The 14756-nt window shown below is 39.2% G+C and carries 18 protein-coding genes; all 18 read left to right on the top strand.

What is annotated here, in order from left to right; genetic code table 11:
• On the top strand, window positions 1-153 hold a 153-nt coding region (locus tag LACPOB_RS12940), incomplete at its 5' end, for a Holliday junction DNA helicase RuvB C-terminal domain-containing protein (protein ID WP_040532668.1).
• 16 nt (window positions 154-169) lie between these two features.
• Window positions 170-1213 carry a tRNA preQ1(34) S-adenosylmethionine ribosyltransferase-isomerase QueA gene (gene queA, locus LACPOB_RS0102855; protein ID WP_017867326.1) on the top strand — a complete coding sequence of 348 codons (1044 nt, stop codon included), beginning with the start codon at window positions 170-172 and terminating at the stop codon, window positions 1211-1213.
• Window positions 1214-1417: 204 nt separating this feature from the next.
• Window positions 1418-2563: a tRNA guanosine(34) transglycosylase Tgt gene (tgt, locus tag LACPOB_RS0102850; RefSeq protein ID WP_017867325.1), complete on the top strand. Its 1146-nt coding sequence runs from the start codon at window positions 1418-1420 to the stop codon at window positions 2561-2563.
• Window positions 2564-2643: 80 nt separating this feature from the next.
• Window positions 2644-3075, top strand: a complete 432-nt coding sequence (gene yajC, locus LACPOB_RS0102845; protein ID WP_017867324.1) for a preprotein translocase subunit YajC — start codon at window positions 2644-2646, stop codon at window positions 3073-3075.
• A gap of 475 nt (window positions 3076-3550) precedes the next feature.
• Window positions 3551-4042, top strand: a complete 492-nt coding sequence (gene tpx, locus LACPOB_RS0102840) for a thiol peroxidase (protein ID WP_017867323.1) — start codon at window positions 3551-3553, stop codon at window positions 4040-4042.
• A gap of 414 nt (window positions 4043-4456) precedes the next feature.
• Window positions 4457-4903 carry a 3-hydroxyacyl-ACP dehydratase FabZ gene (gene fabZ / locus LACPOB_RS0102835; protein WP_026142716.1) on the top strand — a complete coding sequence of 149 codons (447 nt, stop codon included), beginning with the start codon at window positions 4457-4459 and terminating at the stop codon, window positions 4901-4903.
• A 75-nt stretch (window positions 4904-4978) separates the two neighbouring features.
• The gene (locus LACPOB_RS0102830; protein ID WP_017867321.1) at window positions 4979-5419 is read left to right on the top strand and encodes a MarR family winged helix-turn-helix transcriptional regulator; all 441 of its coding nucleotides are present in this window, start codon (window positions 4979-4981) and stop codon (window positions 5417-5419) included.
• A 20-nt stretch (window positions 5420-5439) separates the two neighbouring features.
• The gene (locus LACPOB_RS0102825) at window positions 5440-6417 is read left to right on the top strand and encodes a beta-ketoacyl-ACP synthase III (RefSeq protein ID WP_017867320.1); all 978 of its coding nucleotides are present in this window, start codon (window positions 5440-5442) and stop codon (window positions 6415-6417) included.
• 56 nt (window positions 6418-6473) lie between these two features.
• Window positions 6474-6722 carry an acyl carrier protein gene (locus LACPOB_RS0102820; RefSeq protein WP_017867319.1) on the top strand — a complete coding sequence of 83 codons (249 nt, stop codon included), beginning with the start codon at window positions 6474-6476 and terminating at the stop codon, window positions 6720-6722.
• A 14-nt stretch (window positions 6723-6736) separates the two neighbouring features.
• A complete protein-coding gene (locus LACPOB_RS0102815; protein WP_017867318.1) occupies window positions 6737-7687 on the top strand; it encodes an ACP S-malonyltransferase in 951 nt (316 codons plus the stop codon).
• Window positions 7688-8419, top strand: coding sequence for a 3-oxoacyl-[acyl-carrier-protein] reductase (fabG, locus tag LACPOB_RS0102810; protein ID WP_017867317.1), 732 nt, complete (start codon window positions 7688-7690; stop codon window positions 8417-8419).
• A gap of 211 nt (window positions 8420-8630) precedes the next feature.
• Window positions 8631-9869 carry a beta-ketoacyl-ACP synthase II gene (fabF, locus tag LACPOB_RS0102805; RefSeq protein ID WP_017867316.1) on the top strand — a complete coding sequence of 413 codons (1239 nt, stop codon included), beginning with the start codon at window positions 8631-8633 and terminating at the stop codon, window positions 9867-9869.
• The gene (gene accB / locus LACPOB_RS0102800) at window positions 9870-10337 is read left to right on the top strand and encodes an acetyl-CoA carboxylase biotin carboxyl carrier protein (protein ID WP_017867315.1); all 468 of its coding nucleotides are present in this window, start codon (window positions 9870-9872) and stop codon (window positions 10335-10337) included. It abuts the gene before it with no gap.
• Between the two features lies 1 nt (window position 10338).
• Window positions 10339-10770, top strand: coding sequence for a 3-hydroxyacyl-ACP dehydratase FabZ (fabZ, locus tag LACPOB_RS0102795; protein ID WP_017867314.1), 432 nt, complete (start codon window positions 10339-10341; stop codon window positions 10768-10770).
• Window positions 10771-10778: 8 nt separating this feature from the next.
• Complete coding sequence (gene accC, locus LACPOB_RS0102790) at window positions 10779-12158, top strand: acetyl-CoA carboxylase biotin carboxylase subunit (RefSeq protein WP_017867313.1); 1380 nt, start codon at window positions 10779-10781, stop codon at window positions 12156-12158.
• Complete coding sequence (gene accD / locus LACPOB_RS0102785; RefSeq protein ID WP_017867312.1) at window positions 12145-12996, top strand: acetyl-CoA carboxylase, carboxyltransferase subunit beta; 852 nt, start codon at window positions 12145-12147, stop codon at window positions 12994-12996. Before accC ends, accD begins: the two co-directional genes overlap by 14 nt.
• Window positions 12957-13790 carry an acetyl-CoA carboxylase carboxyltransferase subunit alpha gene (accA, locus tag LACPOB_RS0102780; protein ID WP_225429659.1) on the top strand — a complete coding sequence of 278 codons (834 nt, stop codon included), beginning with the start codon at window positions 12957-12959 and terminating at the stop codon, window positions 13788-13790. The genes accD and accA overlap by 40 nt, the downstream gene beginning before the upstream one ends.
• Window positions 13791-13845: 55 nt before the next feature.
• The gene (gene fabI / locus LACPOB_RS0102775) at window positions 13846-14604 is read left to right on the top strand and encodes an enoyl-ACP reductase FabI (protein ID WP_017867310.1); all 759 of its coding nucleotides are present in this window, start codon (window positions 13846-13848) and stop codon (window positions 14602-14604) included.
• Window positions 14605-14756 lie beyond the last annotated feature (152 nt).

The raw sequence follows: 14756 nt of genomic DNA, 5'->3' as shown, positions 1-14756 counted from the left end.
AATATTGGTGAAGAAACTGATACAGTGGCAGATATGATCGAGCCATACTTAATGCAGATCGGTTTTATCAAGCGAACAGCACGAGGTCGGATGGTGACACGCGCTGCATATTCCCATTTGGGGATCGAACCAAATAACCAAAAAAATTATTGAAAAGAAGGTATTAGTAGTGTCTGAAGAACACTTAACAACAGAAGATTTTGATTACGAATTACCCCAAGAGTTAATCGCTCAAACACCATTAAAGAAACGTGACGAGTCACGGATGTTGGTTTTAAACCATGTTAGTGGTGAATATGAAGATGATCATTTTTATAACGTGATCGATCGTTTAAATCCGGGTGATGCATTAGTTATGAATGACTCACGTGTAATGCCGGCACGCCTTTATGGTAATAAACCGGCAACTGGTGGTCATTTGGAAGTTTTGCTGTTAAACAATACTGAAGGGGATAACTGGGAAACATTAGTTAAACCCGCTAAAAGAGCCAAGGTCGGTACTGAGATCTCCTTTGGTAATGGGGAACTGACTGCGACAGTTACTAAAGAATTAGAACATGGCGGTCGGATGATCGAATTTCACTATAATGGTATTTTCATGGAAGTTCTTGAAAGACTTGGTGAAACACCTTTACCTCCATATATCAAAGAAAAATTGGATGATCCAGAAATGTATCAAACAGTTTATTCTAAAGAAATTGGCTCAGCTGCGGCACCAACTGCTGGCTTGCATTTTACGAAGGAATTGTTACAAAAAATCGAAGATAAAGGTGTTAAATTAGTTTATTTAACATTGCATGTTGGTTTGGGTACTTTCCGTCCGGTAACAGAAGCAAATATTGAAGATCACAAAATGCATAGTGAATTTTATAGCTTAAGCGAAAAGTCAGCACAAACTTTGAATAAAGTTCGTCAAAATGGCGGTAAGATCGTTGCAACTGGTACAACGACTATTCGTACATTAGAGACCATTGGTACTAAGTTTAGTGGTGATATTAAGGCTGATAGTGGTTGGACAGATATTTTCTTGAAGCCAGGCTATGATTGGAAAGTTGTGCAAGCATTTATTACCAACTTCCATCTGCCAAAATCAACATTAGTCATGTTGGTTGCATCATTTACAGGACGTGACAACATTTTGAACGCATATAAACACGCAGTTGAAGAAAGGTATCGCTTCTTTAGTTTCGGCGATTGCATGTTTATTTACTAAGACAGAAGAAAAGATGGTCATAAGGTGAGATATGAATCGTTTGTAACGCTTTATTGTGTTTTAAACAAGGCAAGTTGTTAGATATGATTTTTTAAGACTCATGATTAGACTATGAATCATACATTTTATAGATCATAAATAATAAAATTGCGCGATTTCCTGTTTTTAGTGCAGGAAGCTGCGCTAGGATAGGATGAATTTTGAATGAGTGAAGCGGCGATAAAATACCGTTTGATTAAAAAAGAAAAGCACACTGGAGCACGCTTGGGTGAAATCACTACCCCACACGGTACGATCCAGACACCAATTTTTATGCCGGTAGGGACACAAGCTACAGTTAAATCATTATCTCCAGAGGAATTAAAAGAAATGAATGCCCAAATTATTTTATCAAATACGTATCATCTATGGGAACGTCCAGGTGACGATTTGGTGGCTGAGGCTGGAGGGTTACACAAATTTATGAATTGGGATCGCCCGATCTTAACTGATTCGGGTGGTTTTCAAGTCTTTTCATTGGCTAAGTTGCGCGATATTAATGAACAAGGGGTTAATTTTCGAAGTAACTTGAATGGAGCTAAATTATTTTTATCACCGGAAAAGGCGATCCATATTGAAAATAATTTAGGTGCCGACATAATGATGAGTTTTGATGAATGCCCACCATTTTTTGAAAGTTATGATTACATTAAAAAGTCAGTCGAAAGGACTTCGCGCTGGGCTGAACGTGGGTTAAATGCTCACCGAAACCCAAAGACTCAGGGCTTGTTTGGAATCGTGCAGGGTGGTGGCCATAAGCAATTACGTCAGCAAAGTGCACGTGATTTGACAGCGATGGATTTTGCAGGATATTCGATTGGTGGCTTATCGGTGGGTGAATCTAAATCTGAGATGAATCATGTTTTGGAATTTACTACACCAATGTTACCGGAGAATAAGCCACGTTATCTGATGGGTGTTGGCTCGCCAGATGCATTGATCGATGGTGCGATCCGTGGAGTCGATATGTTTGACTGTGTCTTACCAACACGGATCGCTAGAAATGGTACTTGTATGACATCTCATGGTCGTTTAGTAGTCAAAAACGCTAAGTTTGCGCGTGATTTCCGCCCAATCGATGAAAATTGTAATTGTTATACTTGTCGTAATTTCACACGTGCTTATGTGCGCCATCTTTTTAAGGCAGATGAAACCTTTGGTTTGCGTTTGACGAGTTACCATAATTTGTATTTCCTTATAAATTTAATGAAACAAGTTCGTGAAGCAATTAAAAATGATGAATTATTGGACTTTAAGGAAGCATTTTTTGAACAGTATGGGTTAAATGTTGCAAATCCAAAAAACTTTTAGTTTTTTTTAGAGATAGGTAGTCAGAATATATTTTTTCTGATAGAGTTAATAGTGGATATTAAGATAGGAGCGAGAGTTTAATGTATTTACTTGGTGCAGGAGGCGGCGCAGGTGGCGGCCTTTCAACAATTATTATTTTTGTAGTATTTATTGGGTTAATGTATTTCATGATGATCCGCCCACAAAAGAAACAACAGGATAAACGTAAGCAAATGATGGATGCCTTGAAAAAGGGAGATTCTGTTGTTACAATTGGTGGCTTACATGGTGTGATCGATAGTATCGATGAAGCAGACAAATCTGTGACATTGGATTGCGATGGAGTTTACCTAGTGTTCAATCGTACCGCTATTGGTAAGGTAGTTGAAAGTGCTGGTACAGTATCAGCAACACCTGCTTCAGATACTAAAGAAGACAGTACAGCTGATGTTGATGATAAAACTTCAACAAAAGAAGAAGCACCAGCAAATGATGATACTAAATCTGACGAAACTGATGACTCAGAAGAATAATTAAGATACGCAGCTGAAACATAACTAGCTGCGCGAGCCTAAAAGAGGCTGGGACAAAACAATGTTCCAGTCTCTTCTTTTGCTAAAAATAATCAAATTATCGCTTGTAATTTTTTATAGCATAAACGCGTTTCAAAAGCCTGAATCCTCAGTGTAATGCCATTTACGCCATTCCTGTCCTGCGCTTTGCTACGGCCAAAAATGGCGTAAACGTCGTTACACGCCGGCTTCAAAACGACTTTTGCCCGCTCTCTTAAACGTGTTACAAAGGATTGAAGCCGTCCTGTAACAAGATTGTGTTATTCTGGTCCAACACTTTGCTACGGCTCAAAATAATACAATTATCGATACAAATCGGCTTGCAAGCATCTTTTGTCTCACTTTTATTGATGAAAGTTATTGTTATTCTTTAGTTAGTGGCTACTTTTTGATAGAATCAGTGATAGAATATTTTATTAAGAAAGGGACGAATATAATGCAGATCACACGTCATGATAAGCCACTTCAAACCAGTGGAGAGCCACAAAAAGTTGGGGAAAAGATGCCTAACTTTTCAGTTACGACAGCTGAAGGTAAAAAAGTTCAGTTGAACGAGCTCTTAGATAAGCCAGCACTCTTTAGTGTCGTACCTGACATTACAACACGAGTTTGCAGCATTTCTACAAAAAAATTCAATCAAGAAGTTGATAAGTTTTCCAATATAAATTTCTACACGATCTCGACAAATTCTCCAGCCCAACAAAAAGATTGGTGTGCTGCTGAAGGGGTTTCGAATATGGAACTTCTTTCAGATGAGGACCAGGAGTTTGGAAACAAAACAGGTTTATTTGTGGCTGATAATACAACAGATGCACGTAGTATTTGGATCGTGGATCAAAATGGAACAATCTTGTATCAAGAGCTAGTTCCTGAGATGACAAACGAACCTAATTATGCTGGAGCTCTTGGATTTTTATCGGCCCTTTAAAATAAAACATTTTAACATTGATCAACGAGTGCGCAAGTAAAAAAACTTGCGCATTTTTTTATAAAAATGTCTAAATTCAACCAAGAAAGATTATAATTTGATGAGAATTTTGGGAATCAAAGTAAATTAAAACTAAAATATAAAATTATTCGGGAGTTACTATAATTCATTTGTTTATATAACTATAACTTATTTATGAAGATGGATATCAAGAAAACACTGATATTATGGTAATAATTAAATTCGTGGATACTGGAAGGACACGTTTCTAGCGAAATATTACGGAATATTTTTGATAACTAAAAACTTAGATATTAGTTATCCATAAATATTTGACACTTCTGATTTGCTGTAATATGATTTTTTCATCGAATAATTTGATGTTCGAAATACTTTTTGAGTGAGGTGGCAAGTTTGAGAATAATGGGTGCTCAAGAAATTATGGATCTGATCCCTAACCGCTATCCGATTTGTTATATCGATTATGTGGATGAGCTTGAACCAGGCCAGCGGATCGTAGCGACTAAAAACGTGACGATCAATGAGTCCTTTTTCAGGGGACATTTTCCTGGTGATCCTACAATGCCTGGTGCTTTGATCATTGAAACTTTGGCACAAGCAGCCTCGATTTTAATTTTGAAATCACCTGAATTTGTCGGGAAAACGGCTTATTTAGGATCAGTGCGGGATGCTAAATTTCGCGAAAAGGTACGCCCAGGTGATGTTTTAAAACTTGAGATCAAGATGGCAAAAAAACGTGCCAACGTTGGGATCGTGGAAACCATCGCGCGTGTCGCTAATAAGGTGGCATGTAGTGCAGAGTTGATGTTTGTTGTCGAAGAAACAGGCCAAAAAGTGTAATAAGTGCGTTGAGTGTCTTATATATTTTGACCACCAAATTGTTTGAATGCCAAACAAAAAAAGGACGATAAGGCGATGAGTGCAGATTATCAACAGATCAGTGATTCATTGGTGAAAATTTATTCCAATATTTTACGGATCGAAGAAAGTGAATTGAGAAAAAGTCAATTTAATAACCTTACTATTCAAGAAATGCACGCTATCAATGCTATTTCGATGTATGAGCACAAAACAGCTTCACAGGTGGCTAAAGAATTACACTTGACCCCTGGAACGCTGACGTCAACTATCGATCGTTTGGTCAAAAAGGGGTATGTTGAACGGATCCGTTCAAAAGATGACCGTCGAGTTGTTCGACTTGGCTTAACTAAGAAAGGACGAGTCGAATATCGTGCACACGCAGCTTTTCATGAAAAATTAGTCAAACAATTTTTACAAGGGTTTAATGGCGAAGAGGTTGGTGTGATCTTGCAAGCTTTACGGAATCTGGAGGGCTTTATGGATGAATATTCTTGATTATCAGGAGAAAAAACATAATGGAAAAAATTAAGATCGTTAATACAGCCAGTTATGTTCCAGCAAAAACGGTCTCTAATAACGAATTGAGCCAGATAATGGACACTTCAGATGAATGGATCTCGGCGCGCACAGGTATCAAAAAAAGGCATATCAGTGTGGGCGAGAATACTTCTGATCTTTGTTTAAAAGTTGCTAAGAAGCTGTTAGAACAAAGTACATGGTCGGCAGGATCTTTAGATCTGATCATTGTTGCAACTATGTCACCTGATTCATATACGCCCGCGACAGCGGCAATTGTGCAGGGAAAAATAGGGGCAAATAGTGCCGTTTGTTTTGATGTTTCTGCAGCATGTTCAGGCTTTGTTTATGGTTTTGATATCGTGACACAATTTCTAACTAATCAAAAATCGATGCGGGCAATGCTGATCGGCGGTGAAGTTTTATCGAAAGTAATCGATTGGACTGATCGTAAAACGGCGGTGTTGTTTGGTGATGGTGCTGGTGGTGTTTTACTAGAAAATAATCAAGCAGAAGATTCCGCGTTGTTAGCCAGCGTTTTAAAAACATATGGTGATTCGCATGAGAAATTAACTGCAGGTCAAACAAGACCATTAGTTGAATTTCCACCACTAGAAAGAACACAACTTCATCCCTTTGATATGGATGGACAGGCAGTTTATAAATTTGCGACACACGCTGTTCCTGAGACGATCGATGAAGCATGTCAAAAAGCAGGTATCGACGTTTCGGATGTGGATCTCTTTGTTTTACATCAGGCTAATGCGCGGATCGTGAGGTCGATCGCCAAGCGAATGAAGCAGCCCTTAGCTAAATTTCCCATTAACATTGATGAGTACGGTAATACTTCTGCAGGTAGTGAACCAATATTACTCGATGAATTAGTTCGAAATAAACAAGTTGAACGTGGCCAAATTGTTGTTTTAAGTGGTTTTGGTGGCGGATTGACCGTTGGAACACAGGTTATTAAATTTTGATAAAACGGCAAAAGCCGAAATAAAAAGTATTTAACATTATAAAGGAGAAAATTATTATGAGTGAACAAGATATTTTGAAAAAGGTACAGGATATTGTGGTTGATGAATTGGACGTGGATGCAGCTGATGTAACGTTAGATGCTGATATCAAAGATGATCTGGATGCAGATAGTTTAGATGTTTTTGAAATCATGAACGAATTAGAAGATGACTTAGACGTTAAACTAGAAGCTAGTGAAGACGTTAAAACAATACAAGACGTTGTAAATTACGTTAAAAAAGAAGTCGACGCAAAAGCTGAATAATCGAGGTGTTAAAAATGGGAAAGGTTGCTCTCCTATTTAGTGGTCAAGGTGCTCAATATAGTAAAATGGGTCTCGATCTGTACGAAAAAGATCTGCTTTTTAAAAAAACGCTTGATCGCATTAATGCGCAATTGGATTCTTTTGATCTTTTGTCCGTACTTGCTGACAAAAATGATGAATTAGCTCAAACCAGATATCAACAACCGGCAATTGTTGCTTTAGGTATAGGATTGGATGCAATGGTCAAGCGTGACCTGCCTGAACTAGAGATCAGTGGGAATGTTGGCTTGTCTTTAGGCGAGTATGCCGCATTGATATCGGCTAATGCATTAGATGAACAGGCGGGGATCAAGGCATTAGAAGCACGAGCATGTTTCATGCAAGAAGATGCAGAAAATAATGCAAGTAAGATGGCCGCCTTATTGAAACCCGATATCGCTAAGATCGAAGAAATTTGCCATGATCTGGCTAACGCGGGTGCGATCATTTCTATTTCAAATTACAATTCACCCAAGCAAGTTGTGATTGGCGGACAGGCACAGGCAGTGACAGAGGCTATTACTAAGATCACTGACCAAAAAGCAGCTAAAAGGGCGATCGAGTTGCCAGTTTCTGGTGCATTTCATACTCAGCTTTTTGCAAATGCAAGTGCGAAAATGGCTCCTATCTTGGAAAAAATCGATTTTCGTTACCCGAGTGTTCCTGTTATCAGTAATACAACGGGACAGCCTTTTGAAAAAGAAAAAATTGGAGAAACATTAGTTAAACAAATCGTTTCTCCGACTCATTTTGCTGATTGCGTTTCTTATTTGTTTAATAATGAAGATGTAGATACAACACTTGAACTTGGACCAGGTGGAACTTTGACACAGTTTGTTAAACAAGTTGACCGCAAAGTAACTCGTTATCAAGTGGAAGATTACGATTCTTATCAAACATTTTTGAAAGAAATACGGGGTATTTAGATGGATCTACAAGGAAAAACAGCATTTATTACGGGTTCTTCACGTGGCATTGGTAAGCAGATCGCATTAGCATTTGCACAAGCAAAAGCTAACGTGATCTTAAATGCCAGAAAAGAAGTTCCAGCACAGTTAGAAGAGGAAATCAAATCTTATGGTGTTCAATGTGTGACGATCCTCGGTGATATTTCACGAGCTGATGATGTGAAACGGATGGTCAAAGAAGCATATGGATCCTTTCCACAAATTGACGTGTTAGTCAATAATGCCGGTATTACCAATGATAAACTTTTGATCGGAATGAAAGAAGAAGATTTTCGCTCAGTGATCGATGTTAATTTGGTCGGGACCTACTCAATGACACGCGCAATTTTAAAAAAGATGAACAAAAAGCGGACTGGTGTCATTATTAACTTGGCTAGTGTTGTCGGATTACATGGCAATGTGGGACAAGCAAATTATGCTGCTAGTAAGGCAGGCGTCATCGGATTAACCAAGACGGTTGCTAAAGAAGGCGCACTGCGAAATATCCGCTGCAATGCAATTGCTCCAGGAATGATTGAAAGTGACATGACTGATGTTTTAAGTGACAAAGTAAAAAATCAGTTAATGGCCGGTATTCCTTTAAAGCGTTTTGGAGATTCAAATGAAGTGGCGAAAACAGCTGTCTTCTTAGCACAAAATGATTATATTACCGGTCAGGTCATCAGTGTTGATGGTGGAATGACAATTTAACAAGTGAAAAGTAAGGAGGCCATTACTGTCGGGTTATCACGTCAATAGGTGATAGAACCATCAGAGGTGGCCTTCTGTATAAAGAAATGTATGGTGCTTGATCTTAGCTTATTAGTATGGTTAAAAAATTTTGCTTTGAAAATCAAGTCAAACAAATATTATAGGGTGATGTGAATTACTTTATAGTATTGAATGTAAGGGAGCGTGAAACATGACTAGAGTAGTAATTACAGGAATGGGAGCTGTAACTCCGCTTGGAAATGATGCTAAGACTTTTAGTAAAAATGTTTTAGCAGGAGAACTGGGGATCGATGAGATCACTAAGTTTGATGCAACGGAAACTGGTGTACATGTCGCTGGTGAAGTTAAAGGTTTTGATATAAAGGAACGGGTCGGTAAAAAGTCCGGTCGCAGAATGGATCTTTTTTCACAATACGCTGTTCATAGCGCTTTGGAAGCTGCTGAACAAGCAGGGATCAATGAAGAAAATACAGATCCTTATGAATTAGGTGTAATTTATGGTTCTGGTATCGGTGGTTTGACCACGATCCAAGAACAGGTCATTAAAATGCATGATAAGGGACCACAACGTGTTTCACCAATGTTTGTGCCAACTTCGATCGTTAATATGGCAGCTGGTAATATTTCGATGCGACTGGGAGCTAAAAATATCTCAACCTCGATCGTTACAGCTTGTTCTTCTGGGACAAATGCAATCGGTGAAGCATATCGTCAAATCAAAGAAGGCCGTGCACAGGCTATGATCACCGGTGGTTCCGAAGCTTCAGTTAATGAGATCGGTATTGCTGGTTTTGCTGCTTTGACAGCTTTAACTACTGAGGCCGATAAACAAAGGGCTTCGTTGCCGTTTGACAGCAACCGATCAGGTTTTGTAATGGGTGAAGGTGGAGCTACGTTGATCTTAGAAAGTTTAGACCATGCAAAAAAACGGGGCGCTAATATTTTAGGCGAAGTTGTTGGTTATGGTTCTACTTCTGATGCATATCATATGACCTCGCCTGATCCATCAGGTGAAGGTGCTGCGCGTGCAATGTCACAAGCTATAAAAGAAGCAAACATTACACCAGACGAAATTGGGTATATTAATGCTCATGGGACTGCAACACCAAGTAACGATTCTAGTGAAGCCCATGCTATCAATCAAGTCTTCGGAAAAGATAGTCAGGTCCAAGTTAGCAGCACAAAATCAATGACTGGTCATTTGTTGGGTGCCGCTGGTGCAATTGAAGCAGTGGCAACAATAGCTGCTTTGCAAACAGGAACTTTACCACCCAACATTGGTTTGACAAAACAAGATCCAGAATGTGACGTTAATGTTGTGACAAAAGCTAATGAAAAGAAAACAGATCTACAATATGCTATCAGTAATTCATTTGGATTCGGTGGACATAATGCGGTCTTAACATTTAAAAAATGGGGCGAAAAATAGTTGGAATTTAATGAAATTAAGGATCTGATGGATGAATTTAACGCTTCTAATACCAGAGAAATGGAAATTTCAACGGAAGGATTTCATATTCATCTCAGTAAAAATGAAAATTCATTTCAATCAAAAGCTGCTCCGGCTCAAACAACGACAGCTCCAACACAAATGGTAGAACAACCACAACATCAAGTTGCTGAAAATGTTGAAAAGCCAGAAGCAAAAGAACAACATGGTACAACCATCAAGGCACCAATGGTAGGGACAGTTTATCTTAAACCTGAACCAGAAAAACCTTCTTATGTGTCCGTTGGACAAAAGGTGGCTAAAGGTGACGTAGTTTGTATCATCGAAGCGATGAAGATGATGACTGAAATTAAAAGTGAAGTGTCAGGAACGATCAGCGAAATATTGGTTGATACTGAAGATCTAGTTGAGTTTGATCAACCTTTGTTCCGTGTAGAGGAGGCATAAAATGACAGTATTAGATTCAACACAAATTCAAGAAATAATCCCACATCGTTATCCGATGCTTTTGATCGATCGGATAGAAGAATTAGAACCAGGTCAACGTGCCGTCTCATTACGTAATGTGACGGCTCATGAAGAGATCTTTCAGGGACATTTTCCGGGGAATCCTGTTATGCCAGGAGTTTTGATCGTTGAAGCGATGGCTCAAACCGGAGCAGTTGCTTTACTAACTTTAGACGAGTTTAAGGGCAAGACAGCTTATTTTGGTGGGATCAAACAAGCTAAGTTTCGTAAGGTCGTGCGTCCAGGTGACCAAATGGTGATCGAGGTCAATTTAGAAAAAATACGTGGTAACGTTGGCTTAGGTAAAGCTGTTGCCAAAGTTGATGGTAAAAAAGCTTGTACGGCTGAAATTACATTTATGATTGGGGATTAGCGATTAGTATGTTTTCGAAAGTATTGGTAGCAAATCGTGGCGAAATTGCGGTCCGCATCATCCGTTCGTTGAAAGAATTAGGCATTCAATCAGTGGCGATCTATTCCACTGAAGATCGCGAAAGTTTACACGTACAATTAGCGGATGAAGCCGTTTGTGTAGGAACGGCGCGACCACAAGATTCGTATTTAAATATGAAAAACATTTTAGCTGCGGCGGTCGGAACTGGTGCGCAGGCGATCCATCCAGGGTTTGGCTTTCTTTCAGAAAACAGCCGATTTGTTGAAATGTGTGAAGATTGTGGGATCACATTTATTGGACCACGCTCAGAAACTATCGATCTGATGGGTAACAAGGCCAATGCTCGTGAACAAATGCAAAAGAGTGGCGTACCTGTTATTCCTGGTAGTGAGGGCTTCTTACAAGATGCAACTGAAGCTAAAAAAGTTGCTAAAGAAGTCGGTTTTCCAATTTTGCTAAAAGCAGCAGCTGGTGGCGGTGGTAAAGGTATCAGGCGTGTCGACGACATTGATTCTTTGACTGCTTCCTTTGAAGAAGCTAGCCGTGAAGCTAAAAGCGCTTTTGGCGATGGTCGGATGTATTTGGAAAAAATTATGGACAACGTGAAACATATTGAAGTTCAAATTTTTTGTGATCAGCAGGGTAATTCGGTTTATTTCCCTGAACGTGACTGTTCCGTGCAACGAGGAAAACAAAAAATGATCGAAGAAAGTCCATGTTCGTTGATCAGTCCAGAACAACGTCAACACTTAGGTGAGATCGCGTTGCGAGCTGCAAATTCAATTGATTATTTAAACACGGGAACAATTGAATTCTTGATGGACCAAAAACACAATTTTTACTTCATGGAAATGAATACGCGGATCCAAGTTGAGCATACGGTAACTGAAATGGTTACGGGAATCGATTTGGTTAAGGCCCAAGTCAAGGTGGCTGCGGGAGAATCATTACCTTTTAAGCAAGAAGATATTCATTTGGAAGGTGTTGCGATCGAATGTCGTATCAATGCTGAAGATCCTAGCAAAAACTTTTTCCCGTCCACAGGTGAGGTTAAGTATCTGTATGTACCTGTAGGTAATTTAGGAATGAGAATGGATACTGCTTTATATGCGGGATGTAATATTTCACCATTTTATGATTCGATGATCGCCAAGTTGATCGGTTTGGGTCATGATCGTAATGAAGCAATTGAAAAAGTTAAAAGATTACTGGATGAAATGGTAATCTCAGGGATCACAACTAATCAGAAATTTTATTTGTCGTTATTAAAAGACGAAGAATTTAAAAAAGGTACGATTACTACGGACTATGTAGAACGGGTATTCTTACCGGAATGGAAGAGAAGGGAAAGCAATGCAGCTGTTTGATGAACTGAAAACACTGGGGCAAAAACATGTTAAAGCTGACAAACAAGCACAGCAAAATGTGCCAAGTGGTGTCTGGTTAGCTTGTCCAAAATGTAAGCAATCAGTCTATCATAAAGATTTAGGTATTTATTCAACGTGCCCAAATTGTAGTTATGGGTTTCGCATTTCTAGTCGTCAACGTGTTGATTGGTTAACTGATAGTTTTACCGAGATGGGTCAAGACTTGCAAACAGCTGATCCGCTTGATTTTCCTGACTATGCTAAGAAAATTGATAAGGCACAACAAGCAACTGATTTAAATGATTCTGTGTTGACTGGTGTGGCTAAGATCGGTGAACAGGAATTTCTCTTAGGTGTTATGGATCCCAAGTTTATTATGGGTTCAATGGGAACTGTGACAGGCGAAAAAATTACCCGGTTGTTTGAATATGCTACAAAACATAATAAAGCAGTTGTGTTATTCACTGCGTCTGGTGGTGCTAGGATGCAAGAAGGAATCTATTCTTTGATGCAAATGGCAAAAGTTTCCCAGGCAGTACGGGAACATTCTAAGGCAGGATTATTTTATCTTTCAGTGATCACAGATCCAACAACAGGCGGGGTCACAGCTAGTTTTGCTATGCAAGGAGATATTATTTTATCCGAGCCGCATGCGTTGATCGGTTTTGCTGGTAAACGTGTGATCGAACAAACCATGCATCAGAAAATACCCGAAAATTTGCAAGACGCGGATAACATTATGAAGCATGGCTTTGTCGATGCAATCGTTAAACGTGAAGAGCAAAAAGATACTATTGCATGGCTCTTAGAAATGAATCAAGGAAAGGCAGGCGAGTAGCTATCGTAAGTTTGTTTTCGAAAAAGCAACGAACGGCAGCTGAGATCGTCGCTGCCGCACGTGATGAACAAAAAATCAGTGGTCAGGAATTGCTAGACGAAATTTTTCCTGATTTTATGGAAATGCATGGTGACCGCTTAAATGATGACGACCCATCTATTGTCGGTGGTTTAGCTCATTTTGCGGGACGACCAGTGACAGTTCTAGTGATCGATAAAGGAACTTCTGCTAAAGACAGGATCGCTAAACATTTTGGTAGCCCAGCGCCAGCAGCCTATAGAAAATCGTTACGTTTGGTCAAACAAGCTGAAAAGTTTTCGCGACCAGTTTTGGCATTTGTTAATACAGCTGGTGCATATCCAGCTGCAAGTGCCGAAGAGCAAGGCCAAGGTGAAGCGATTGCACATAATTTACTTGAGATCGCGGATGTTAAAGTACCATTTTTAACTGTCATCTACGGTGAAGGTGGCAGTGGTGGTGCTTTAGCATTAGCCTGTGGTGATGAGATTTGGATGAGTGAAAATAGTATGTATTCAGTCCTTTCGCCCGAAGGATTTGCCTCAATTTTATGGAAAGATGCAAGTAAATCAGACGAAGCAGCTGAAGTCATGCAGTTAACTCCAGAAGCGTTAGATAAAGCGGGAGTTATCGAAGGTATTATACCTGAACCAAATACACATAAACGCTTTTGCAAAAATATTATTCAAGTTTTACGACCAGAATTAGAAAAATTAGAAAAATTATCATCAGATGAATTGGTTGCACAAAGAAAAGCTAGATTTAGAAAATTTTAACTAGGTTAGCTTTGCAAACTGATTTGTTTCATGAAAAATCAAGGGAGCGATTTTTATGGGGAATTTATTAGATGGCAAGAAGATTTTAGTAATGGGCGTTGCTAACAAACGTTCGATCGCTTGGGGTTGTGCTTCACAATTGGAGAAACAAGGAGCAACAGTTATTTATACTTATCAAAATGAACGTATGAAAAAAAGTGTGAAACGCTTAGTTGATGATGAAAATCTCTTGATCGAATGTGATGTTGCTACTGATGAAAGCATGGATAAGGCTTTCACGGAGATCAAAGAGCGTTTTGGTAAATTAGACGGTATCGTTCATGCAATTGCATATGCTAACAAAGAAGAATTAGATGGAGATGTGCAAAATACCAGCCGGGAAGGTTATGCGGTGGCACAAAATATTTCTTCGTACTCACTTTTAGCTGTGGCACGTTATGGAAAAGAAATTTTAAATGACCCAGCAAGTATCGTGACATTGACATACTTTGGTTCAGAAAGAGCTATCCCTAACTATAATGTCATGGGTGTAGCTAAGGCTGCGTTGGAAGCAAACGTTCGTTATTTGGCTCGGGATATGGGTCAATATGGTGTGCGTGTCAACGCAATCTCTGCTGGCGCAGTTAAGACGTTGGCTGTTACTGGTGTTAAGGACCATTCAAGTTTGCTATCAGAATCTGAAAGTCGGACAGTTGATGGAAATTCGGTCACAACAACTGAAATTGGCGGTGCTTGTGCCTTTTTGATGAGTGATCTGGCAACAGGTGTTGTTGGTGATACAATTTACGTTGATAAAGGTGTACACTTGATTTAATTTCGTTTGTAAATCAGGCTGCTTTATATTTGATGGATAAAATTCATCGAATATGAAGCTTTTTTGTTTTGATTTACTAACTAAAATTGAATAAGTAAAAACGTCTGACTGGTCTAGACAAAACAAACAAGGTACAATGTATGTAATAATAA

The sequence above is a fragment of the Ligilactobacillus pobuzihii E100301 = KCTC 13174 genome, from assembly GCF_000349725.1.
Classification (GTDB): domain Bacteria; phylum Bacillota; class Bacilli; order Lactobacillales; family Lactobacillaceae; genus Ligilactobacillus; species Ligilactobacillus pobuzihii.
This window is presented reverse-complemented; position numbering and strand designations above follow the sequence as displayed.